The organism is Streptomyces chartreusis NRRL 3882 (assembly GCF_900236475.1).
Classification (GTDB): domain Bacteria; phylum Actinomycetota; class Actinomycetes; order Streptomycetales; family Streptomycetaceae; genus Streptomyces; species Streptomyces chartreusis_D.
The window spans coordinates 1,969,802-1,991,374 of record NZ_LT963352.1 but is presented as its reverse complement, the minus strand read 5'-3'; the positions used below and the strand labels follow the sequence as shown (position 1 = coordinate 1,991,374).

Here is a 21,573-nt window from a genome sequence, read left to right as displayed (position 1 = left end):
CCCGTCACATCCGCCCGAGTTCGCAATCGCAGTACCCCACGGCCTTGGTGCGGTGTCAAGGGCGCGATGGGGGAGGTCCCAGGGGGCGCCCGGAAGCATTGCCGGCCCGTGCGCGGTGGGCGCCCTGGCCGGTGTGCTGTCACCGCCGCCGGCGTCACGTCACCGGCGCGGGGTCACTGCCGGTGCAGCCCGCGTCCGGCCAGGGTCAGGAACACCTCGCCGACCGCCTCCGACAGGGTCGGGTGCGGGTGGACGTGCCGGGCCACGTCCAGCGGCTCCGCGTCCCAGCCGACGATCAGCTGGCTCTCCGCGATCATCTCCGACACGTGCGGGCCCACCAGGTGCACGCCCAGCACGCGTCCGCCGCCGGCCTCGGTGACGACCTTCACCATGCCGCCCTGCCCGTGCACCATGCCCTTCGCGACGGCGGTCAGCGGCATGCTGTCGGCCACCACTTCGTGCCCCCGCGCGCGTGCCTCGGCCTCGGTCAGACCGACGGCCGCGGTCTGCGGCGACGAGTACGTGACCCGGGGCACGGCCGCGTAGTCCACGGGTGCGGACGGCACGCCGGCCAGCGTCTCGGCCACCAACAGCCCTTCGGCGAACGACGCGTGGGCCAGTCCGAGCGACGGCGGCGGCAGCAGGTCGCCCACGACGTGGACACCGGGCACGGCCGTCTCCAGCCGGTCCCAGTCGGCCGGTACGACGAAACCGCGCTCGTCCGTGGAGAGGCCCGCGGCGGCCACGTCCAGGCCGTCGGTGACCGGGGCCCGCCCGACCGCCACCAGCAGCCGTTCGGCCTCGACCGTGAGGGTCTCGCCCCGGGCGGTGCGCAGGTGTGCGCGCACCCCGTCGTCGAGGACCTCGGCGTCCAAGAGCCGGGTGCCGGACCTCACGTCGATGCCGCGCTTCTTCAGACCGCGGGTCAGATGCCGGCTCACGTCGGCGTCCTCCAGCGGCACGATCCGGTCGGCGGCCTCCACGAGGGTGACGTCGGCGCCCAGGGAGCGGTGGAACGAGGCGTACTCCACGCCGATCGCACCCCCGCCGAGCACCAGCACGGACGCCGGGAGGCCCGGCGCGAAGAGCGCGTCGTCACTCGTCACCACGCGCCGCCCGTCCGGTGCGAGCCCCGGGAGCGTGCGCGGCCGTGAGCCGGTCGCGAGCACGAGGCCACGGCGCGCGGAGAGGTCGTACCCGCCGGGTTCGCCGTCCACGCCCGCCACCCGCACCGAGCGGGATCCGGTCAGCCGTGCGCTGCCCCTCACCACTCGCACGCCCGCGTGTGCGAGATGGGCCTCCACGCCCCGGTGGTTGCGGGACACGATGTCGTCGCGCGTGGCGACCAGGGCCGGCCAGTCCACGGTGTCCAGCGTCGCCTTCACGCCCCAGCGTTCGCGTGCCTCGGCGATGCCGTCGACGAGTTCGGCCGCGTGCAGCATCGCCTTGCTCGGGATGCAGCCGCGGTGCAGGCACGTCCCGCCGACCTTGTCCCGTTCGACGAGCACGACGTCCAGACCGAGGGCCGCGGCGCGCAGGGCGGTGCTGTAACCGCCCGTGCCGCCGCCGATGACGATGGCGTCCGGTGAGTTCATGCCCTCAGCGTCCGCCCGGCCCTTGCCATGAGTCCAAGGCAATGTTCTTGTGGAATCGATGCAGGGCGTTTATGGGAGGGGCGGCCGTTCATGAGCCTGCGGCAGATGGAGTACTTCCTGACGGTCGTCGACGAGGCGTCCTTCACCCGCGCGGCCGAACTCCTGCACGTCTCGCAGCCCGCCCTCTCCCACCAGATCAAGGCCCTGGAACGGTCGGTCGGCGGCGCGCTGCTGGAGCGCATGCCGCGCGGCGTGCGCCTGACCCCGATGGGGCGCGCCTTCCGGCCGCACGCCGAACTCGCCGTGCGCAGCGCCGCCCAGGCCCGCCGCGCGGCCCGTGCCGCCGCCGGTGCCGAGGGCGGCGAACTGCACATCGCCGCCGTGCACTCCGTCGCGGTCGGTGTCCTCGCGGACGTCTTCGCCCGCTGGCGCGCGGCCCACCCGCGCGTGCTGCTGCACCTCCACGAGTACGCGACGTCGGAGGCCCTGGAGGAGCAGGTCGAGCGCGGCACCGCCGACCTGGCCGTCGGCCCGGCGCCCGCCGACTGGCCGGGCACCGTCGTGCCGGTCGGCCAGGAGGACATCGTCCTCGTGGTGCCCTTCGACGACCGGTTCGCCGGCCGTACGACGGTGACGCTGCCGGAGCTCGCCGACCGCCCCTGGGTGCGCTGCGCCATGGAACCCGTCGTCCACGGCGAACGCTTCCTCGACTGGGCGTGCGGACGGGCCGGCTTCACGCCCCGCACCGCCGTGTTCACCGAGCACACGTCGACGGCGGTACGGATGGCCGCCGCCGGTGTCGGCGTCTGCGCCGCGCCCGCCCACCTGGTCCGCGACGCGGTCGGCGACGGCTGCGTCGTCCTCACCCCCGACCCGCCCTGGAAGCGCACCCTGACGGTCTTCTCCCGGCTGCCCCCGACCGGGGCGGCCGAGGCCTTCGTGACCCTGCTGCACTCGGCCTGGCCCTACCCACGCGTCCCCTCCACCGCATCGCTGCGCGCGTACGGGGACTGCCCCGAGGACGGCACGGCGGCGGCCTGACGACCAGCCGCCCCGCCTCACTCTCCGACCCGCTCCAGCAACGCCACCGGCAGCCGCTCGAACAGTTCCTCCACGCGTGCGTGCCCCGTGAACTCCCGTCCCGGCTCCAGCACGTCCGCCCAGCGCCCCGGCGGCAGCGGCAGACGGGTGTCCCGCCAGCCGCCCGCCTCCGCGAGCCGGAGCGACAGGCGGGTCACGGCCGTCACCACCTCACCGGAGCGGGCGAACGACAGGCAGTGGGCCGCCGCCGCACCTTGCGCCGGCAGCGGCATGTACGTCGCCGTGTCGCCGAAGGCGTCGGGACGCCGTGCCCGCAGCCCGAGCGCCGCCCGCGTCACCGCGGTCTTCTCCCCGGACGTCCCGCCGGACTCCTCGGGCGGGAAGCTCACCGGCCGCCGGTTGTCGGGGTCGACCAGCGCCCGGTACTCGGCCTCCGTGCCCTGGTAGACGTCCGGCACACCCGGCATCGTCAGCTGGACCAGGGCCGTGCCCAGCACGTTCGCCCGGATGTGCGGCCCGAGGGAGTCCCGGAACGCGGCGACCCGCTCACCCGGCGCCCCGCACGGCCCGGCCGCCACGAACCGCGCCACCGCCTCCTCGTACGGCGGCTCCTGCTCGGTCCAGCTGGTGTACAGGCCCGCCTCGCGCACGTGCTTCAGCAGTGCCCCCTGCACCCGCTCCGGGGCCCCGGACGCCGGGCCGAGCCCGAACACCGTCTGCCAGGCCGCCCAGGCCAGTTGCGCGTCCGGCACGCCCTCGCCGGTGCGGGTCACCTCGGCGAGGACGTCCGCCCAGCGGTCCGGGCACTCGGTGAGCACGTGCAGCGCCGCCCGGACGTCGGCACTGCGCTTCGTGTCGTGCGTCGAGGCGACCGTGCCGGTCACCGGCCAGTCGCGCTGCACGCGCGCGCAGTACGCGTGGAACTGCTCCGGCGACAGCGCCGGACCGCCCGGATTCCCGCCCACCTCGGTCGCCGACAGCAGCGGCACGTAGCGGTAGAACGCCGTGTCCTCCACGGACTTCGCCCGCAGCGCCGACGAGGTCTGCGCGAACCGCGTCCGGAACTCCACCTGCGCGGGCCCGTCGCCGTACCGTCCCAGCACGAGGTCCCGTACGACGTCCACCGCACCGGCCTCCTCGGGCACGGCGAACGCGAGCCGGGCCTCGGCCGCGGCCTCCTCGGTGACCACGGTCGCCGCGTCGACGGACTCGTAGGGCCGGTAGACCTCCATCCGGACCAGCAGCTCCTGGAGCGCGGTGCGCAGCGCCCAGGGCGCGCGGTCGCGCAGCGCCGGCTCCGGCGAGGTCGCGCACAGCCGGGCCGCCACCCGCACCAGCCGGTCGGTCTCGGTCGCCAGCTCGTGCGTGAGGACCTTGTACGCCGCCCGGCGCACCGTCGCCTCCCACTGCCCGCCCCGGTCCGTCTGCGGGGCCGCGAACCGCCGGTACTGCCCCAGGAGCTCCCCGAACCCGGCCGGGTCCGTGAAGAGCCCGTCCACGTGCCGCAGGGCGTCGTAGCCGGTCGTACCCGCGACGGGCCAGGAGGCCGGCAGCCGCTCACCGTCGGCCAGGATCTTCTCCACGACCGTCCAGCGGCCCTCCGCCGCCTCGTGCAGCCGCCGGAGGTAGCCGTCGGGGTCGGCGAGCCCGTCGGGATGGTCGACGCGCAGCCCGTCGATCACGCCCTCGCGGAGCAGCTGGAGGATCTTGTCGTGGGTGGCCTCGAACACCTCGGGGTCCTCCACCCGCACCCCGATCAGCTCGGAGATGCTGAAGAACCGCCGGTAGTTGAGCTCGGTCCGGGCCAGCCGCCACCACACCGGGCGGTACCACTGCGCGTCCAGCAGGTGCGGCAGCGGCAGGTCCTCGGTGCCCTCGCGCAGCGGGAACACATGGTCGTAGTAGCGCAGGACGTCACCGTCGACGCGCAGTTCCCCGAGCACCTCGCCCAGCGGCCCGCCGAGCACCGGCAGCAGCACCTGGCCGTTCTGCGCCTCCCAGTCGATGTCGAACCAGCGCGCGTACGGCGACTTCGGGCCCTCGCGGAGCACCTCCCACAGGGCGCGGTTGTGGCGCGGGGCCATGGCCATGTGGTTCGGGACGATGTCCACCACCAGACCGAGCCCGTGCTCGCGTGCCGTGCCCGCCAGCGCCCGCAGTCCCTCCTCACCGCCCAGCTCCTCGCGTACGCGCGCGTGGTCGACGACGTCGTAGCCGTGCGCCGAGCCCGGCACGGCCTCCAGGACGGGGGACAGGTGCAGATGCGAGACGCCGAGCGAGGCCAGGTACGGCACGACGGCCGCCGCGGCCCCGAACGGGAACTCGGGCTGCAGTTGCAGCCGGTACGTGGCCGTGGGCACCACCGGGTCAGGTCGCTCAGGTGTCATGCAGACCTACGTACCCGCCCTGCCGCCGTTCGTGTCATCGCCCGCGCCAGGTGCGCCGTGCGTCGCCCGGACGAGTGGCCCTTCCTGGCGACGCACCGGGCGGCGCACCGGCCGCCGGTCACACGGGCCGCTGGAGCACGGTCATGCTCCGGTCGGCCAGGGTCAGCCGGTCCCCGGCCTGCACCTTCGGGCCCGTGCCCGGCGGCACCCCGTCCGCGCGGGCCGTGTCGACCACCACCTGCCACTGCCGCCCGTGATTGACCGGGACCAGGAACTCCAGCGGCTTGGGCGAGGCGTTGAACATCAGCAGGAACGAGTCGTCGGTGATGCGCTCCCCGCGCGGGCCCGGCTCCGAGATCGCGTTGCCGTTGAGGAACACCGTCAGCGCCGAGGCCCGTGCCGAGTCCCAGTCCCGCTGGGTCATCTCCCGGCCCTCGGGGGTGAACCATGCGATGTCGGACAGGTCGTCGTGCGTGCCCTCCACGGGCCGGCCGTGGAAGAAGCGCCTCCTGCGGAAGACCGGGTGGTCCCGGCGCAGCCACACCATCGCGCGCGTGAAGGCCAGCAGCTCCCGGCTCAGGCCGCCCTCGGTGTCCTCGCCGTCCTCGCCGTCCGCCGGCCACTCGACCCAGGCCAGTTCGTTGTCCTGGCAGTAGGCGTTGTTGTTGCCGCGCTGGGTGCGGGCGAACTCGTCGCCGTGGCTGATCATGGGGACGCCCTGGGACAGCATCAGCGTCGCGATGAAGTTGCGCATCTGCCGGGCCCGCAGCCGGAGCACGTCGGCGTCGTCGGTGTCGCCCTCGACGCCGCAGTTCCAGGACCGGTTGTGGCTCTCGCCGTCGCGGTTGTCCTCGCCGTTGGCCTCGTTGTGCTTGTCGTTGTACGACACGAGATCGTGCAGCGTGAAGCCGTCGTGGCAGGTCACGAAGTTGATGGAGGCCAGCGGGCGCCGCCCGTCGTCCTGGTACAGGTCGGACGAGCCGGTCAGCCGCGAGGCGAACTCCGCGAGCGTGCGCTGCTCACCCCGCCACAGGTCCCGCACGGTGTCCCGGTACTTGCCGTTCCACTCGGTCCACAGGGGCGGGAAGTTCCCCACCTGGTAGCCGCCCTCGCCCACGTCCCACGGCTCGGCGATCAGCTTGACCTGCGAGACCACCGGGTCCTGCTGCACCAGGTCGAAGAACGACGACAGCCGGTCCACCTCGTGGAACTGCCGGGCGAGCGTCGCGGCCAGGTCGAAGCGGAACCCGTCGACGTGCATGTCCGTGACCCAGTACCGCAGCGAGTCCATGATCAGCTGGAGCACGTGCGGGGACCGCATGAGCAGGGAGTTCCCGGTCCCTGTCGTGTCCATGTAATAACGGGGGTCGTCCGTCAGCCGGTAGTAGCGCGCGTTGTCGAGGCCCTTGAAGGACAGCGTCGGGCCCAGGTGGTTGCCCTCGGCGGTGTGGTTGTAGACCACGTCGAGGATCACCTCGATCCCGGCCTCGTGCAACGCCTTCACCGCCGACTTGAACTCCAGCACCTGCTGTCCCCGGTCACCCCAGGAGGCGTAGGCGTTGTGCGGGGCGAAGAAACCGATCGTGTTGTAGCCCCAGTAGTTGTTCAGCCCCATGTCGACCAGGCGGTGATCGTTCACGAACTGGTGTACGGGCATCAGTTCCAGGGCCGTGACGCCCAGCTCGGTGAGGTGCTCGATGATCGCCGGGTGCGCGAGGGCCGCGTAGGTGCCGCGCAGCTCCTCCGGCAGGCCCGGGTGCCGCATGGTGAGGCCCTTGACGTGGGCCTCGTAGATCACCGTGTGGTGGTACTCGGTGCGCGGGCGCCGGTCGTCGCCCCAGTCGAAGTACGGGTTGACCACGACCGACGTCATCGTGTGCGGCGCGGAGTCCAGGTCGTTGCGCCGGCCGGGCTCGTCGAAGTGGTAGCCGTAGACCTCCTCGCCCCAGCTGATCGAACCGCTGATCGCACGCGCGTACGGGTCGAGCAGGAGCTTCGCGGAGTTGCAGCGCAGCCCGCGCTCCGGGGCGTACGGGCCGTGCACGCGGAACCCGTACCGCTGCCCCGGCATGATGCCCGGCACGTACGCGTGCCGCACGAACGCGTCGCTCTCCCGGAGCTCGATCGCCGTCTCCGAGCCGTCGTCGTGCAGCAGACACAGCTCTACTCGGTCCGCGGCCTCCGAGAAGACCGCGAAATTGGTGCCGGCGCCGTCGTACGTGGCACCGAGTGGATACGCCTCTCCAGGCCAGACCTGCATGGATACGACTCTTTCAGGTGAGCGGCGCCGGTGGGGACGCCTTGGCCCCGAGTCTCCCCGAAAGTGAGGGAACCTCCTATGACTTATGTCCCTCTTACCAAGTGACCAGTGCATACGCGTTATGCCGAACCAGTGGGGCACGGGATACTCCCGGGGCTGTGGGGGAGTACGGGGAAAATATGACACGGGGACCCGGGCGGGGCAGCCCCCGTCCGGGAGGAGGCCGGGCGGAGCCCCGGAGGCGCCGGGGACGCAGCGGAGACGCCGGCCGAAGCCGCGAAGGGCACGGGCCACGGTCCACCGGCCGATGGCGAGACGGAGCGGGTCGCGACCGCCCTGAGCGGGCACCACACGGGCACGACTCTGCCTCGCCGGGCGTGACGTCACGGCTATGAATCCGCTCACTCCCGCCGGGCTCGCCCGGCGGAACGGGCACGCTGCCGAGAACTGTCCTGCCCATCCGGCTGCACCGCCGACCGCTCCCGGAGTACCCTTCCTTGATCGTTGACAAGGGGAGTGCTCGGGGGAGCGGAAGGCGGTGCGCGGGTGGGCTCGGGAGGGCTGGAGCTGCCCCCTGGTGACGAAGGTCACGAGGGGAACTCCACAGACGTCCCGACCGGTGCCGTGTCCCTGGCACGGCCGATGGACGCGACGGGCTCGATCGGCCCGGAGCTGGACTGGGACGCCGACGCCTGGCGCGAGGTGCGCACCCGCGCCCAGCGGGCCGGCCGGGCCTACATCTGGCTGAACCTCGTCGAGCAGCGGCTGCGCGCGGTCGTCGCCGCCGTACTGCGCCCCGTGTACGAACCCGTCCACGGCGAGGACTGGGTCGTGGCCGCCGCCGGACCCGCCGGGCAGGAGTGGGTGCAGCGCGCGGTCGCCGTGCGCGAGGTCAGCCGCCGCAAGGGCTATCTGCTCGACCCGGCCGACGACAACGTCCTGTCCTTCCTCACCCTGCCGCAGCTGCGCGAGCTGATGGTGCAGCACTGGCCCTGCTTCGAGCCCTACTTCGACGACCGCCGGGACGTCGAGCTCGCCCTGGACGAGCTGGAGGTCACCCGGAACGTCGTCTCCCGCAACCGGGCCCTGTCCGAGGCCGTCCTGAACCAGGCCGAGCGCGCCTCCGCCCGGCTGCTGGAGATGCTCGGCACGGGCGGTGACGTGCCCTCCGCGCGCCGGCTGCCCATCGACGCGGTCGAGGACCTGGTCGGCGACCGGTACGCCGACGTGGTCGCCGTCCACTCCGACCGGGTGCGGCTGATGCGCCAGTTCCCGGCCGAGGACATCTTCGGCGGCGCGCGTCGGCTCGACGCCATCGGCATCGGCCTCAACCTGCTCGTGCAGAACTTCTCCGGCCGCCGCCTGGTCCGGCTGGCCGAGTCGGGCTGCCGGGTGCGGCTGCTGTTCCTCAACCCGGCCTCCAGCGCGGTCAAGCGGCGCGAGCGCGAACTGGGCATCAAGCGCGGCGAGCTCAGCCGGGCCGTGGAGATGAACATCCTGCACATGCGCCGGGTACGGGCCCGGCTCCGGGACCCGGGGGCCTTCGAGATCCAGGTCTTCGACGAGACGCCCCGCTTCACGGCCTACCTGGTCGACGGCGACGGGGCGGACGGTATCGCGGTCGTGCAGAACTACCTGCGCCGGACCCGGGGGATGGAAGCGCCGGTGTTCGTGCTGCGCAACAGCGGCAAGGTGGTCAAGTCGGGTGAGATCGACGAAAGCGGCCTCTTCCCCACCTATCGCGAGGAGTTCGAGGTGATGTGGGCGGATTCGCGACCCGTGTCGTGAACCGTCCCTCGTGGTCGTGCGGTTCGGCGCCTAAGCGGAACGCGGTCCTCTGATTGTCAGTGGTGCATGGGAAGGTGGAGACCACTGGGGGAACGCACCACACGAAGGGGGACCGCCCATGGGCTGGCACCGGGAGCTGCTGATCGGCTTCGACCTGGAGACGACGGGCACGGATCCGCGCGAGGCGCGCATCGTCACGGGAGCCGTGATCGAGGTCAGGGCCGGGGAGCCGATGGGGCGCCGGGAGTGGCTGGCCGACCCGGGGGTGCCGATCCCCGAGGACGCGGTGGCGGTGCACGGCATCAGCAACGAGCGCGCGACGGCCGAGGGCAGACCGGCCGACCAGGTGGCGGACGCCCTCGCCGGCGTCCTCACCTCCTACTGGAAGACGGGCGTGCCGGTCGTCGCCTACAACGCCGCCTTCGATCTGACCCTGCTCTCCGCCGAACTGCGCCGTCACGGACTGCCGTCCCTGCGCGACCGCCTGGGCGGCGTGGACCCCGCGCCGGTGATCGACCCGTACACCATCGACCGCTGGGTCGACCGCTACCGCCGGGGCAAGCGCAACCTCGAAGCGGTCTGCGCCGAGTACGGCGTCGTCCTCGACTCCGCCCACGACGCCATGGCCGACGCCCTCGCGGCGGCCCGCCTGGCCGGTGCGATAGCCGCCCGCCACCCCAAGATCGCGTCCCTCGGCCCGGCAGACCTCCACCGCAGACAGATCGAGTGGTACGCGGAGTGGGCGGCGGACTTCCAGAACTTCCTGCGCGGCAAGGGCGACGCGACGGCACTGGTGGAGGGGGCCTGGCCGTTGAAGGAGCCGGCGGACGCGTGAGCCGGTGACGGCGGGTGACGCCCCTGAGGGACGCGGGGAACTGCGCGACCGGCCCCACTCGACCCGCACTCGCCGCACTACGCAGGCCCCCGAACCTCAGGCGCTCAGAACGAATACCACCGCACCGTCTCGTCCCCCTCCCGCAGCGAAGCCACCCGCCGCCGGAACTCCGCCAACGCCTTCGGATTGCTCGGCGCGTGCTGAGCCACCCATGCACAACTGGCGGTCTCCCGGGCGCCACGCAGCACCGAACACCCCTCCCACGCGCGGACGTCCCATCCGTATGTCGCGGTGAACGACGCGTACGCGTCGTCCGGGAGTCCGTAGCGGTCATGCGAAAGCACCATCACCACCAGATCGTGCTCCCGCAGATCCGCCGACACGGTCTCCAGATCGACCAGCACCGGCCCATCAGGCCCGACATGCACATTGCGCGGGAGAGCATCCCCGTGGATCGGCCCCGGCGGCAGATGAGGCGTCAGCGCCGCGGCCTCGGCGGCGAACCCGCCCCGCCGCTCCCGCAGATACGCGGCGTCCGCCGGATCGATCGCGTCCCCCGCCAGCCGCAGCCAGCGTTCCACACCGCCCAGCAGATCGCGGGGCGGCAGAGCGAAGGAGGGTGCGGGCAGGGCGTGCAGGACCCGCAGCAGTTCGGCCAAATCCCGCGGCTCGGCGGGCCGTGCGGCATCCGGCAGCCGATGCCACACCGTCACCGGATGCCCGTCGACCAGCAGCGCCTTCGGCTCCGCGGCCCGCACCGCCGGTACGCCCGCCTCGGCGAGCCACACCGCGATGTCGAGCTCACGCCGCGCCCGGTCCAGGAGTTCGGCGTCGCGGCCCACCTTGACGACCAGGTCACCGGCGGCGAACACCGCGTTCTCACCCAGCGCGAGCAGCCGCGCCTCGCCGGCCGCTCCGGGCAGCACGCCCGCCGCGGCCAGTACGTCCCGAGCCCGTGCCTCGTCCATCGTCCGCCTCCGTCGTCCACGTCTTCCGCCGTCGGGTTCCGGCCATCCGCCGGTCAGTGTCGCATCGGCACAGGTCGGGCGGCGTGCGCGGTGCCTTGACGAGGCAGAACGCCTTCACGACCATGACCTGGCCGGCCGAGCCGTCAAAGGGGCTGATTTGTGACATCGGTGACTGAGGCTTCACCGCCGACGCCGAGGAGACCGGCCGGCCGAAAGCCCGGCCGGAGCCGGCCCCGGGCCGTCGACCACGGCGCCTGGTTCCTGGTGCTGCCCGCCCTGCTCCCCATCCTCGTCCTCAGCGTCGGGCCGCTGCTGTACGGGATCCTGCTGGCCTTCACCGACGCCCAGTCGGGCCGTACCGAGCCGACCCAGTGGATCGGCGGCCTCAACTTCCAGGATCTGCTCCACGACACGCTGTTCTGGGAGTCGTTCCGGATCGGGCTGGTGTGGGCGGTCGGGGTGACCGTGCCGCAGTTCCTGCTCGCGCTGGGCCTCGCCCTGCTGCTCGACCAGGACCTGCGGCTGCGCTGGCTGGCCCGTGCCCTGGCGATCATCCCCTGGGCCATGCCCGAGGTCGTCGTCGGCATCATGTGGCGCCTCGTCTACAACCCGGACGCCGGCATCCTCAACGAGACCCTGCGCGACCTCGGCCTGGGCGGCGGCCGCGACTGGCTCAGCGGGCTGGCCACCGCGCTGCCCGCCGTGATCGTCGTGGGCGTCTGGGCGGGCATGCCGCAGACGACGGTCGCGCTGCTCGCCGGACTGCAGAACACCCCGCGCGAACTGCACGAGGCGGCGGCGGTCGACGGCGCGGGCGCCTGGCGCCGCTTCCGCACGGTCACCTGGCCCGCCCTCAGACCCATCGCCCTGGCCATCACCGCGCTCAACCTCATCTGGAACTTCAACTCCTTCGCCCTGGTCTACGTCCTCACCAGCGGCGGCCCCGGCGGCCGGACCCGCCTGCCCATGCTCTTCGCGTACGAAGAGGCCTTCCGCTACGGGCAGTTCGGCTACGCGGCGGCGATGGGCTGCGTGATGGTGGCCGTGATCTCGATCGCCCTGGCCGTCTTCCTCGCCGGCCGCCTCAGGGGAGGTGACGACGCGTGAGGACCAGCACCCCGGCCCGCGTCGGCCAGTACACCGCGCTGCTCGCGTATCTCGTCTTCCTCGCCTTTCCGTTCCTCTGGCTGGTCTCCACCGCGTTCAAGCCGCCGCGCGAGCTGGGCAGCCTGCACCCGACGTGGATCCCGAAGGACCCCACCCTCGCCAACTTCCGGCAGGCCTTCGACGAACAGCCGCTGCTGCACGCCGCCCTCAACTCCCTGCTCGCCGCGCTCGCGGCGGCCGGCATCGCCGTGCTGATCGCGACGCCGATGGCCTACGTCGTCGCCCGGCGCCGCACCCGGCTCGCGAAGGCGGTGACGGGCTGGGTGGTGGTCAGCCAGGCGTTCCCGTTCGTGCTGCTGATCATCCCGCTGTTCCTCGTGCTGAAGAACCTCCGCATGATCAACTCCGTGCCGGGGCTGGTGCTGGTGTACGTGGTGTGGGCGCTGCCGTTCGCGCTGTGGATGCTCGCCGGGTACGTACGGGCCGTGCCGCCCGAGCTGGAGGAGGCAGCCACGGTCGACGGGGCGGGCCGGGTGCGGACCCTGGTGTCGGTGACGGCGCCGCTGCTCGCGCCAGGCATCGTGGCGACCGCGCTGTTCGCGTTCATCACCGCGTGGAACGAGTTCTTCTTCGCGCTCGTACTGCTCAAGACACCGGAGAAACAGACCCTGCCGGTGGTGCTCACCCATTTCATCGGCGCCGAGGGCGTCGCCGACCTGGGCCCGCTCGCGGCGGCGGCGTTCCTCGCGACGCTGCCCTCGCTGGTCGTCTTCGCGCTCATCCAGCGGCGGATCACCGGCGGCATGCTCAGCGGGGCGGTGAAGAGCTGATGCGCGCACGCCTGCTGGGCCTCGTTCTCCTGCTGCTCCTCGCCGGCTGCTCCTCCGGCGGCACCCGTGACGACGGCCGGATCACCCTGCGCTTTTTGTCCCTGGCCTGGCAGGGGGAGTCGGTCGAGGCCAACAAGGAACTGGTGGAGGAGTGGAACGCCACCCACCCGGGCGTCCGGGTCGAGTACGTCCAGGGGAGCTGGGACAGCGTCCACGACCAGCTCCTCACCGCCTTCGAGGGCGGCGAGGCACCCGACATCATCCACGACGCCTCGGACGACCTCGCCGACTTCGCCTACGGCGGCTACCTCGCCGACCTCACCGGCCTGCTGCCCGACCGGCTGAAGTCGGACATCCCACAGCGCAGTTGGGAGACCACCACCTTCGGGGACGGCATCTACGGCGTGCCGTTCCTCCAGGAGCCGCGCGTGCTGATCGCCAACACGACATGGCTCAAGCGGTCCGGAGTGCGGATCCCGACCACAAAAAAGCCGTGGAGCTGGGCCGAGTTCCGCCGCATCACCGAACGGCTCAGCGGCCGCGGGAAGTACGGCATCGCCTGGCCCCTGAAGGAACCGGTCTCCGCCACGCTCAACCTCTCCCTGTCGGCGGGCGGACGGCTCTTCCACCGCGGGGCCGACGGAAAGGTGACGGTCCGGTTCGAGGCGGCCGACCAGGTGGTGCCGCGCACCATCCACGCCCAGGCCGGCACCGACCGCAGTGCCTCGCCCACCACCTTGGGCAGCGGCGGCTCCGACACCCTGCCCGGCTTCTTCGGCGGCAGATACGCGATGGTCCCGCTCGGCTTCTCCTACCGCCAGCAGATCGTGCAGCAGGCCCCGAAGGGCTTCTCCTGGCAGGTGCTGCCCGCCCCCGCCGGCGCCGGGGGACTCACCCAGGGCGTCAGCCCGCAGACGCTGTCCATCGCCGAGGACTCCCCGCACAAGAAGGAGGCGGCCGCCTTCATCGACTTCCTGCTGAGGCCGCGGAACATGGTCCGCCTCGCCCTCGGCGACTGGATGCTGCCGACCGGCAGCCGGGCGCTGAACGACCCGGCCCTGCGCACACCCGAGCACGGCTGGGCCACGGGCACCGCGCTCGCCGCCCACCTGCGCCCGGCGCCCGCACAGGCCGTACGGGGCTACCCCGAGTGGAAGGACAAGGTGGCGACCCCGGCCCTCCAGGAGTACTACAGCGGCGCCATCGGCATCCGTGAGCTGCGCAAACGCCTGGAGGAGGACGGCAACCTGGTGCTGGCGCGCTACCAGCGCTGAACCCGGCGAAATCCCGTTGAGCCTGGTCCCGGCAGCGCCTAGCGTGCTGCCTGTGGGAATCAACGCGATCTGCATCTCCGGTCACGGCCGGGGCTGCGCGCACGCCGCACGGGTGCGCAGCGGCCCCGGAGCCCTGACCGGCCCGGGGAGCCACGCCCGCTGAGCCGCTGAGCCAGGCGTCTCACCTCTCCGCTCTCCCTCTGTCTTCCGGTCGGGGCCTTCGGCTGCCCTCACCCCGTCACGGAAGACAAGGACCGCAGGCCATGGCCCGCCCCACCGCTACCTCCCGCGCGCTCTCGCAGAACTTCCTCGCCGACCGCGCCACCGCCGAACGCTTCGCCCGGCTCGCCGCCCCGCAGGACCGGCCGGTCCCGCTGCTGCTCGAAGTCGGCGCGGGCAAAGGCGCGTTGACCGGCCCGCTGGCGCGACGCTGCCGGGAGCTGCGCGCGTACGAGATCGACCCGCGGCTCGTGTCCGTCCTGCGCGGCCGCTTCTCCGGCACCCCTCAGGTGCGGGTCGTCGGCGGGGACTTCCTGGCCGCCCACCCGCCCCGCACGCCCTTCTCGGTCGCCGGGAACGTGCCCTTCTCCCGCACCGCGGCCGTCGTCGACTGGTGCCTGCGCGCCCCCGCCCTCACCGACGCCACGCTGCTCACCCAGCTCGAGTACGCCCGTAAGCGCACCGGCGACTACGGCAGCTGGACGCTGCTGACGGTCCGGACCTGGCCCCGCTACGAGTGGCGGCTGCTGGGCCGCGTCGGCAGGCGCAGCTTCCGGCCCGTGCCGCGCGTGGACGCCGGGGTGCTGCGCATGGAACGGCGCGACAACCCGCTGCTCGACGCCGCCGGGTACCGGAGCTGGCGCCGGCTGGTCGAGCTGGGCTTCTCCGGCACCGGCGGTTCACTGCACGCGTCGCTGCGGCGGGCCCACCCGAGGCGGCGGGTGGACGCCGCGTTCCGGGCGGCGCGCCTGGACCCGGGCGTGCTGGTGGGCGAGGTGGCGCCGGAGCGGTGGTTGCGACTGCACGAGGAGCTGACCAGCTGATCTCCAAAATGGTTGCACGAGACGTCTCGTCTCGCATACGGTCGGCCCATGACCAGTCGTGCTCACATCGCCATGTTCTCCATCGCCGCCCACGGCCACGTGAACCCGAGTCTGGAGGTGATCCGCGAGCTCGTGGCGCGCGGCCACCGCGTGACGTACGCGATCCCGCCGGTCTTCGCGGAGAAGGTCGCGGACACCGGTGCCGAGGTGAAGCCGTGGAACTCGACACTGCCCTCGCCCGACGACGACCCGGAGGCCTGGGGGAGCACGCTGCTGGACAACGCGGAGCCGTTCCTCGATGACGCGATCCAGGCCCTCCCGCAGCTGATCGAGGCGTACGAGGGCGACGAGCCGGACCTCGTGCTGCACGACATCGCCTCCTACCCGGCCCGCGTGCTGGCCCACCGCTGGGGCGTGCCCGCGGTCTCCCTGTCGCCGGCCATGGTCGCCTGGGAGGGGTACGAGGAGGAGGTCGCCGCGCCCCTGTGGGAGGAGCCGAAGAAGACCGAGCGCGGCCGTGCCTACTACGCCCGCTTCCACGCCTGGCTGGAGGAGAACGGGATCACCCGGCACCCCGATGCCTTCGGGGGCCGTCCCGACCGCTCGATCGTCCTGATCCCCAGGGCGCTCCAGCCGAACGCGGACCGCGTCGACGAGACCGTGTACTCCTTCGTCGGGGCCTGCCAGGGCGACCGTGCCGCCGAGGGTGGCTGGGAGCGGCCGGCCGGTGCCGAGAAGGTCGTGCTCGTGTCGCTCGGGTCCGCCTTCACCAAGCAGCCCGGCTTCTACCGGGAGTGCGTCAAGGCGTTCGGCGACCTGCCGGGCTGGCACCTGGTGCTCTCGGTCGGCAAGCACATCGACCCGGCCGAACTCGGGGAGGTCCCGGCGAACGTCGAGGTGCGCTCCTGGGTGCCGCAACTGGCGATCCTTAAGCAGGCCGACCTGTTCGTCACGCATGCCGGCGCGGGCGGCAGCCAGGAGGGCCTGGCCACGGCCACGCCGATGATCGCCGTACCGCAGGCCGCGGACCAGTTCGGCAACGCGGAGATGCTCCAGGGACTCGGTGTGGCCCGGTACCTCCCGACGGAGGAGGCGACCGGTGAGGCCCTGCGTGAGGCGGCTCTCGCCCTCGTGGACGACCCGGAGGTCGCCCGCCGCCTGAAGGAGATCCGGGCGGAGTCGGCCCAGGAGGGCGGCACGCGGCGCGCGGCCGACCTCATCGAGGCCGAACTGCCCGCGTGCCAGGGGTAGTCGGGACGGCAGTCGCCCGCCGGACCGTCACACCGTGACGGCCTGGCGGGTGAGGTTCATGCGGGCGTGCTCGAGAGCGGCGTCCATGCGTGCCGCCTGCCCCTTGGTGAACATGAACATCGCGGCGTCGTCCGTGTAGTCCATGTAGTTCATGAACATGTCGCCGGACGGGCCGTTGCCGCACGACACGTGCGGGAAGTCGGGTGAACCCGTGTTCGGCCCGCCCTGATTGGGGGTGTCCGCGACGAAGTCGCTGCCGCTGCACCCCTCGTCGTCGTCGCCCCAGATGTGCCGCAGGTTCAGCCAGTGCCCGATCTCGTGCACGGCGGTGCGGCCGCCGTCGAAGGGCGCGGTGGCGGTGCCGGTGGTCCCGAAGCCGGTGTGCGTGACGACCACCCCGTCCGTGGAGGCGGCGCCGCCCGGGAACTGGGCGTAGCCCAGCAGCCCGCGGCGCAACTGGCAGACCCACAGGTTCAGGTAGACGTCCGCGGGCCAGGCGTCGTGACCGCCGCTCAGGCTGAACTTGACCAGGTCGTCCGTGTCCCAGGCGGGAGTCGACGTCCGGGTCCGCGTGATGCCGTCCGTGGGGCGGCCCAGTGGGTCGGTCCGGGCGAGGTGGAACTGGACGCGCGCGTCGGCCACGAGGTCCTGCCAGGCCTCGGGGACCTTGTCGACGTCCGGGTTGTTCGCGCGGAAGTCCTGGTTGAGCACCTGGATCTGACTGTGGATCTGGGCGTCGCTGATGTCCTGCTCGGGGGTGTTGTGCACGACGTGCACGACGACGGGGATGTCGACGACGCTCTGCCGGGCCGTGCCCGTCTCCACCTGCTCGTAGGCGAACGCGGCGTTCTCGATCTGGGCCCGGTTCTCGGCGTACTCGGGGTTCATGCTGAGGAGTCTGCGGTGCACCTCCATGGCGCCGCACCAGCGGCTGTAGTCGGCGGAGGTGACGCGATGGTAGGACTGCGCATCGGACATGTCTGCCCCTTGGGGGAGCCTGGGGGTGTGCCGCGCACGCGGCTGCGGAAGTGCGCGTCGGACACGCGCTGCGGGGGCCGGGCGGAGCGGCCGGCCGGTTGCCCGTTCCCTCCGAACCCATACACTGATAATCCTAGTCTTTGACGTACAAAACCGGCAATTTGGACTACTTGGTCGAGTGAGGTGGCCGGGTCATGCGTGAGCCCCCATCGGGCCTGTTCCGTTCGTGGCTCCACTCCTACGAGGAGGACCACGAGGACGTGCGGGTCTACCGGCCGGACGACCACCCCTTCCCGCCGGCGCGCGGGCGGCGCGGCATGGAGTTCGCGCCCGACGGCACCTTCGTCGACCACCCGCTGGGACGCGGGGACGCTCCCGGCGCCGTTCCCGGCCGCTGGCGGCTCGTGTCGGACCGTCACATCGCGCTCACCTTCGGGGGCGCTCGCCCCGACCGGGAGCTGGAGATCCTGCGCTGCGACGAGGACGTGCTGCACGTGCGGCGGCTCACCGGCTGACACGTGCGGCGGCTCACCGGCTGAAAGGGCCCGTCGGTTCCCCCGGAACCGACGGGCCCTGCACACAGCGGTGGGGGAGACGGGGATCAGACCCTGAGGGGCTCACCCTCGTCGTCCCGCGCCGCCGGTCCCGCGAGCGCCCGCGGCGTCTCGTCGTGCGTGAGATCGGGCAGCCGGTGCAGCCACTTGGGCAGGTACCAGTTGCGCTCCCCGAGCAGCGCCATCACCGCCGGCAGCAGCACGCCCCGGATGATCGTCGCGTCGATGAGCACCGCGGCCGCGAGGCCGACGCCCATCTGCTTCATGGACTGCATGGACAGCGTCCCGAAGATCGCGAACACGGCGACCATGATGACCGCGGCACTGGTGACGACCCCGGCCGTGGTGACCACGCCGTGCCGGATCGCGTCCTTCGTCGCCAGGCCCCGCAGCCGCGCCTCGCGGATCCGGGACACCACGAACACGTGGTAGTCCATCGACAGGCCGAACAGGATCACGAAGAGGAACAGCGGCAGCCACGTGATGATCGCGCCGACGCCCTCCGCGCCCACCAGCGAGGCGCCCCATCCGTGCTGGAAGACCGCGACGAGGATGCCGTAGGCCGCGCCCACGGACAGCAGGTTCAGCACGATCGAGGTGACCGCGACGGTCAGCGAGCGGAACGACAGCAGCATCAGCGCGAAGGCGAACACCACCACGAAGGCGAAGACCGGCACGACGGCTCCCGCCAGCTGGTCGTTGAAGTCCTTGGAACCCGCGACCTGCCCGGTGATCGGGGCCTCGACACCCTCGACCTTGCCGAGCGTTGCGGGCCGGACCTCGTTGCGCAGCTTGTCCAGGCTGGCTCCCGCCTTGTCGAGGTCGGAGCCGCCGACCAGCGGGACGGACACGAAGGCGAGGTTCTGCGCGTCGTGCAGCTCGATCTCCACCGGGCCGCGCGAGGCTCCCGAACTGACCGCCCGCTCACGGAAGTCGGCGAGCGCCGACCGCACCTCGGGCGCGTTGATGTCGTCTGCCTTGACGATCACCTGGGCCGGATCCGAGCCACCCGGGAAGGCCTCGTTGAGCCGGTTGTACGTCTGCACGATCGGCAGCGAGTCGCCGAACTCCTGGTCGAGCGTGAGGTTCTGGGTCTTCATGCCGACCGCGGGAGCCGCGATGGCCAGCAGCGCACCGGTCGCCACCGCGACGGACACGACCGGCTGGGCGAGCACCCGCCGCAGGACGGCCGTCCAGAACCGGCTCTCCCCGTTGCCGCCCTGCCCGCGCCGGCGCAGGAACGGGACACGGCCCTTCTCCACGCGCTCGCCCAGCAGCGACAGCAGCGCGGGCAGTACGGTCACGGACCCCACCATGGCCACGGCCACCACGATCAGCGAGGCCAGCCCCATCGCCTCGAACTCGGCGAGCCCGGTGAACAGCATGCCCGCCATGGCCACGCACACCGTGACACCGGAGACCACGATCGCGCGGCCACTGGTCGCGGCGGCGATCCGCAGCGCCGTCTGCGCGTCCCGGCCAGCGGCGCGCTCCTCCCGCTCGCGGCGCAGGTAGAACAGGCAGTAGTCGACACCGACGGCCAGACCGACGAGCAGCATCACGGAGTTCGCGGCGTCCGTCATCGGCACCGCGTGGCTGATCACCCCCATCAGGCCCATCGTCGCCATGATCGCGGTGAGCGCCAGCGCCACCGGCAGCAGCGCCGCCACCAGCGCGCCGAAGGCGATGAGCAGAATGCCGAAGGCCACCGGCACCGCGGAGTACTCGGCCTTCTTGAAGTCGTCCCCGAAGGCGTCGGCGAACGTCTTCATCATGCTGGCGCCGCCGATCTCCTCGATCCGCAGCGACCCGTGGTCCTTCTGGACGCCCTCCACGGCCTTCAGCACCGGCTCGACCCGCTCACCGGCCGTGTCCGGCTCGCCGCGCATGTCGAACTGCACGAGCGCGCTGCGCCCGTCCTTCGAGATCGTCTTCGTGTCGTACGGCGAGGTCACGTCGGTGACGCGGCCGGTCCTCCCGACGGCCTGGACCACGGCCGTGACGGCGTCCCGGAACTCGGCGTCCGTGGCCTTCAGGCCGGAGTCCTTGGCCTGGATCAGCACGGTCTCGCCGGCCGGTTCGTCGATCCCGGCGTCCTCGATGATCTTCGCGGCGGTGTGCGTCTCCCCCTTCAGCTGGTCGCTGTCCTTGACGTCGACCCGGCCCGCCGCCGAACCGAGCCCCATCGCCAGGACGACGAACAACACCCAGATCCCGACGGCAGCCCATCGGTGGCGGGCGCTCCAGCCTCCGGCCCGGGCGGCCAGGCCCCGCACCCGTGCTTCTCCGTTCCCCATGACGGGCTTGCCCCCTCGTGATGCGAGGGCGGCCCCCTGCCGCCCCCTTTCGTTTCGAAGGTATGGGCCGGATAAAGCCCTCACGTCGTGCTGCCCGGTGAAGTCGCGGGGCCGGACCTCATCCCCATGGCCCGCGCTCTCTCCCCACTGGGGAGGACCGGAGAGAACCGCGGTCCCTTACACCTATCGGTCTCCTCGGGTGTGTGGATCCTGAGCAGAAGGTTGTGCCCCGTGGTGACCGATGAGTAATTTACGGGGCTCGGGCAGCCGCCCACCGGCCGTCGTGCCCACCCCCACGGGGCACGACGGCCGTCTTATGGTGAACGGATGACGACGACGTACGCGGCACTGTTGCGCGGCATCAACGTGGGCGGCAGCAAAAAGGTCCCGATGGCGGACCTGCGCACACTCCTGGCAGGCCTCGGCTACGAGGACGTGACGACCTACCTCCAGAGCGGCCAGGCGGTGTTCGCCTCCGGGCACGGCGACGAGGAGTCGCTGGCCGTCGAGATCAGGCACGCCATCGAGAAGCACTTCGGGTTCGGCGTCGACGTGATCGTGCGCGACCACGCCTATCTGAAGGCGATCGCCGACGCCTGCCCGTTCCCAGCCGCCGACCTGGAGCCCAAGCAGCTCCACGTCACCTACTTCTCCGCCCCCGTGACCCCCGAGCGCTTCGCGGAGATCGACGGGTCCGCCTACCTCCCCGAGGAGTTCCGCCTCGGCGACCGCGCCCTGTACCTGTACGCGCCGAACGGCCTGGGCCGCTCCAAACTGGCCGAACACCTCTCGAAGCCGCGCATCAACAAGGGGATCATCGCCACGACCCGCAACTGGAACACCGTCGTCAAGCTGGTGGAGCTGACGGAAGCCCTCAGTCACCCCGCTGGATGATCAGGTTCCGTACCAGGCCGGCGATCAACGGCACCGGACGTTTGGCCGAATCACCCCCACACGAACCGGGGCCTTGGCACGGTAGGACCATGACGAGCACCGAAGACCAGGCGACTCCATCCGGTCGTGCGACGGCCGTCCAGGCCATGCGCGGCGCGGCGGCCCAGCTTGCCGAACTGCTCGGCACGGCCCCCGACTCCGTCACCGCCGTCCGTCCGACGCCCGACGGCTGGACGGCCGACGTGGAGGTCGTGGAGCTGGAGCGGGTCCCCGACACCATGACCATCATGGCGACGTACCGGGTCACCCTCGACCCGGAGGGCCGGCTCCTGGGCTACGAGCGGGTGCGCCGGTACGCCCGCGGCCAGCTCGACCGGGGACGCTAGCGCCGTCCCGCTCCTCTTCGGCTCCCCTCCGCGGGACCCGTTTCCGGTGTGTGCGTGAACACGCCCGCCGCCACCCCCGTACCTA

The 21,573-nt window shown here is 72.0% G+C and carries 17 protein-coding genes; 11 read left to right on the top strand and 6 right to left on the bottom strand.

Features of this window, described 5'->3' with window-relative positions; translation table 11 throughout:
- Nucleotides 1-173: 173 nt before the first annotated feature.
- Nucleotides 174-1,595, bottom strand: coding sequence for a dihydrolipoyl dehydrogenase (gene lpdA, locus SCNRRL3882_RS08890; RefSeq protein ID WP_010034238.1), 1,422 nt, complete (start codon nt 1,593-1,595; stop codon nt 174-176).
- Nucleotides 1,596-1,685: 90 nt separating this feature from the next.
- On the opposite strand from lpdA, the gene SCNRRL3882_RS08885 reads away from it, so the two are divergent.
- The gene (locus SCNRRL3882_RS08885) at nt 1,686-2,636 is read left to right on the top strand and encodes a LysR family transcriptional regulator (RefSeq protein ID WP_010034241.1); all 951 of its coding nucleotides are present in this window, start codon (nt 1,686-1,688) and stop codon (nt 2,634-2,636) included.
- 17 nt (nt 2,637-2,653) lie between these two features.
- On the opposite strand, the gene treY is transcribed toward SCNRRL3882_RS08885, so the two are convergent.
- The gene (treY, locus tag SCNRRL3882_RS08880; RefSeq protein WP_029180768.1) at nt 2,654-5,023 is read right to left on the bottom strand and encodes a malto-oligosyltrehalose synthase; all 2,370 of its coding nucleotides are present in this window, start codon (nt 5,021-5,023) and stop codon (nt 2,654-2,656) included.
- A gap of 118 nt (nt 5,024-5,141) precedes the next feature.
- Nucleotides 5,142-7,283 (bottom strand): glycogen debranching protein GlgX, encoded by a 2,142-nt coding sequence (gene glgX, locus SCNRRL3882_RS08875; RefSeq protein ID WP_010034251.1) that lies wholly within the window; start codon nt 7,281-7,283, stop codon nt 5,142-5,144.
- 516 nt (nt 7,284-7,799) lie between these two features.
- Between glgX and SCNRRL3882_RS08870 the strand changes: the two genes are divergently transcribed.
- Together SCNRRL3882_RS08870 and SCNRRL3882_RS08865 are read left to right on the top strand one after the other, a co-directional pair.
- Nucleotides 7,800-9,071 carry an SAV2148 family HEPN domain-containing protein gene (locus SCNRRL3882_RS08870; protein WP_029180769.1) on the top strand — a complete coding sequence of 424 codons (1,272 nt, stop codon included), beginning with the start codon at nt 7,800-7,802 and terminating at the stop codon, nt 9,069-9,071.
- Between the two features lie 118 nt (nt 9,072-9,189).
- On the top strand, nt 9,190-9,906 hold the full coding sequence (locus SCNRRL3882_RS08865) for a 3'-5' exonuclease (protein WP_010034257.1): 717 nt from the start codon (nt 9,190-9,192) through the stop codon (nt 9,904-9,906).
- 104 nt (nt 9,907-10,010) lie between these two features.
- On the opposite strand, the gene SCNRRL3882_RS08860 is transcribed toward SCNRRL3882_RS08865, so the two are convergent.
- Nucleotides 10,011-10,874, bottom strand: coding sequence for a phosphotransferase enzyme family protein (locus SCNRRL3882_RS08860; RefSeq protein WP_010034260.1), 864 nt, complete (start codon nt 10,872-10,874; stop codon nt 10,011-10,013).
- A 159-nt stretch (nt 10,875-11,033) separates the two neighbouring features.
- On the opposite strand from SCNRRL3882_RS08860, the gene SCNRRL3882_RS08855 reads away from it, so the two are divergent.
- The 5 genes from SCNRRL3882_RS08855 to SCNRRL3882_RS08835 all read left to right on the top strand — a co-directional run bounded on the left by SCNRRL3882_RS08855 (nt 11,034) and on the right by SCNRRL3882_RS08835 (nt 16,379).
- On the top strand, nt 11,034-11,981 hold the full coding sequence (locus SCNRRL3882_RS08855; RefSeq protein ID WP_029180770.1) for a carbohydrate ABC transporter permease: 948 nt from the start codon (nt 11,034-11,036) through the stop codon (nt 11,979-11,981).
- Nucleotides 11,978-12,811 carry a carbohydrate ABC transporter permease gene (locus SCNRRL3882_RS08850; RefSeq protein ID WP_010034262.1) on the top strand — a complete coding sequence of 278 codons (834 nt, stop codon included), beginning with the start codon at nt 11,978-11,980 and terminating at the stop codon, nt 12,809-12,811. The genes SCNRRL3882_RS08855 and SCNRRL3882_RS08850 overlap by 4 nt, the downstream gene beginning before the upstream one ends.
- Complete coding sequence (locus SCNRRL3882_RS08845) at nt 12,811-14,085, top strand: ABC transporter substrate-binding protein (protein ID WP_010034263.1); 1,275 nt, start codon at nt 12,811-12,813, stop codon at nt 14,083-14,085. Before SCNRRL3882_RS08850 ends, SCNRRL3882_RS08845 begins: the two co-directional genes overlap by 1 nt.
- Before the next feature lie 263 nt (nt 14,086-14,348).
- On the top strand, nt 14,349-15,128 hold the full coding sequence (gene erm(O) / locus SCNRRL3882_RS08840) for a 23S rRNA (adenine(2058)-N(6))-methyltransferase Erm(O) (protein ID WP_010034264.1): 780 nt from the start codon (nt 14,349-14,351) through the stop codon (nt 15,126-15,128).
- Between the two features lie 48 nt (nt 15,129-15,176).
- On the top strand, nt 15,177-16,379 hold the full coding sequence (locus tag SCNRRL3882_RS08835; protein WP_050810165.1) for a glycosyltransferase: 1,203 nt from the start codon (nt 15,177-15,179) through the stop codon (nt 16,377-16,379).
- Between the two features lie 27 nt (nt 16,380-16,406).
- Here SCNRRL3882_RS08835 and SCNRRL3882_RS08830 read toward each other — a convergent pair whose 3' ends face one another.
- Nucleotides 16,407-17,357 carry a zinc metalloprotease gene (locus SCNRRL3882_RS08830; RefSeq protein ID WP_010034267.1) on the bottom strand — a complete coding sequence of 317 codons (951 nt, stop codon included), beginning with the start codon at nt 17,355-17,357 and terminating at the stop codon, nt 16,407-16,409.
- Between the two features lie 194 nt (nt 17,358-17,551).
- Here SCNRRL3882_RS08830 and SCNRRL3882_RS08825 point away from each other — a divergent pair, with 194 nt between their 5' ends.
- Nucleotides 17,552-17,872, top strand: coding sequence for a hypothetical protein (locus SCNRRL3882_RS08825; RefSeq protein WP_010034269.1), 321 nt, complete (start codon nt 17,552-17,554; stop codon nt 17,870-17,872).
- 86 nt (nt 17,873-17,958) lie between these two features.
- On the opposite strand, the gene SCNRRL3882_RS08820 is transcribed toward SCNRRL3882_RS08825, so the two are convergent.
- Nucleotides 17,959-20,208: an MMPL family transporter gene (locus SCNRRL3882_RS08820; protein WP_029180771.1), complete on the bottom strand. Its 2,250-nt coding sequence runs from the start codon at nt 20,206-20,208 to the stop codon at nt 17,959-17,961.
- Nucleotides 20,209-20,535: 327 nt separating this feature from the next.
- Between SCNRRL3882_RS08820 and SCNRRL3882_RS08815 the strand changes: the two genes are divergently transcribed.
- Together SCNRRL3882_RS08815 and SCNRRL3882_RS08810 are read left to right on the top strand one after the other, a co-directional pair.
- Nucleotides 20,536-21,102, top strand: coding sequence for a DUF1697 domain-containing protein (locus SCNRRL3882_RS08815; protein WP_010034274.1), 567 nt, complete (start codon nt 20,536-20,538; stop codon nt 21,100-21,102).
- A gap of 89 nt (nt 21,103-21,191) precedes the next feature.
- Nucleotides 21,192-21,488, top strand: a complete 297-nt coding sequence (locus SCNRRL3882_RS08810; protein ID WP_029180772.1) for a gas vesicle protein — start codon at nt 21,192-21,194, stop codon at nt 21,486-21,488.
- Nucleotides 21,489-21,573 lie beyond the last annotated feature (85 nt).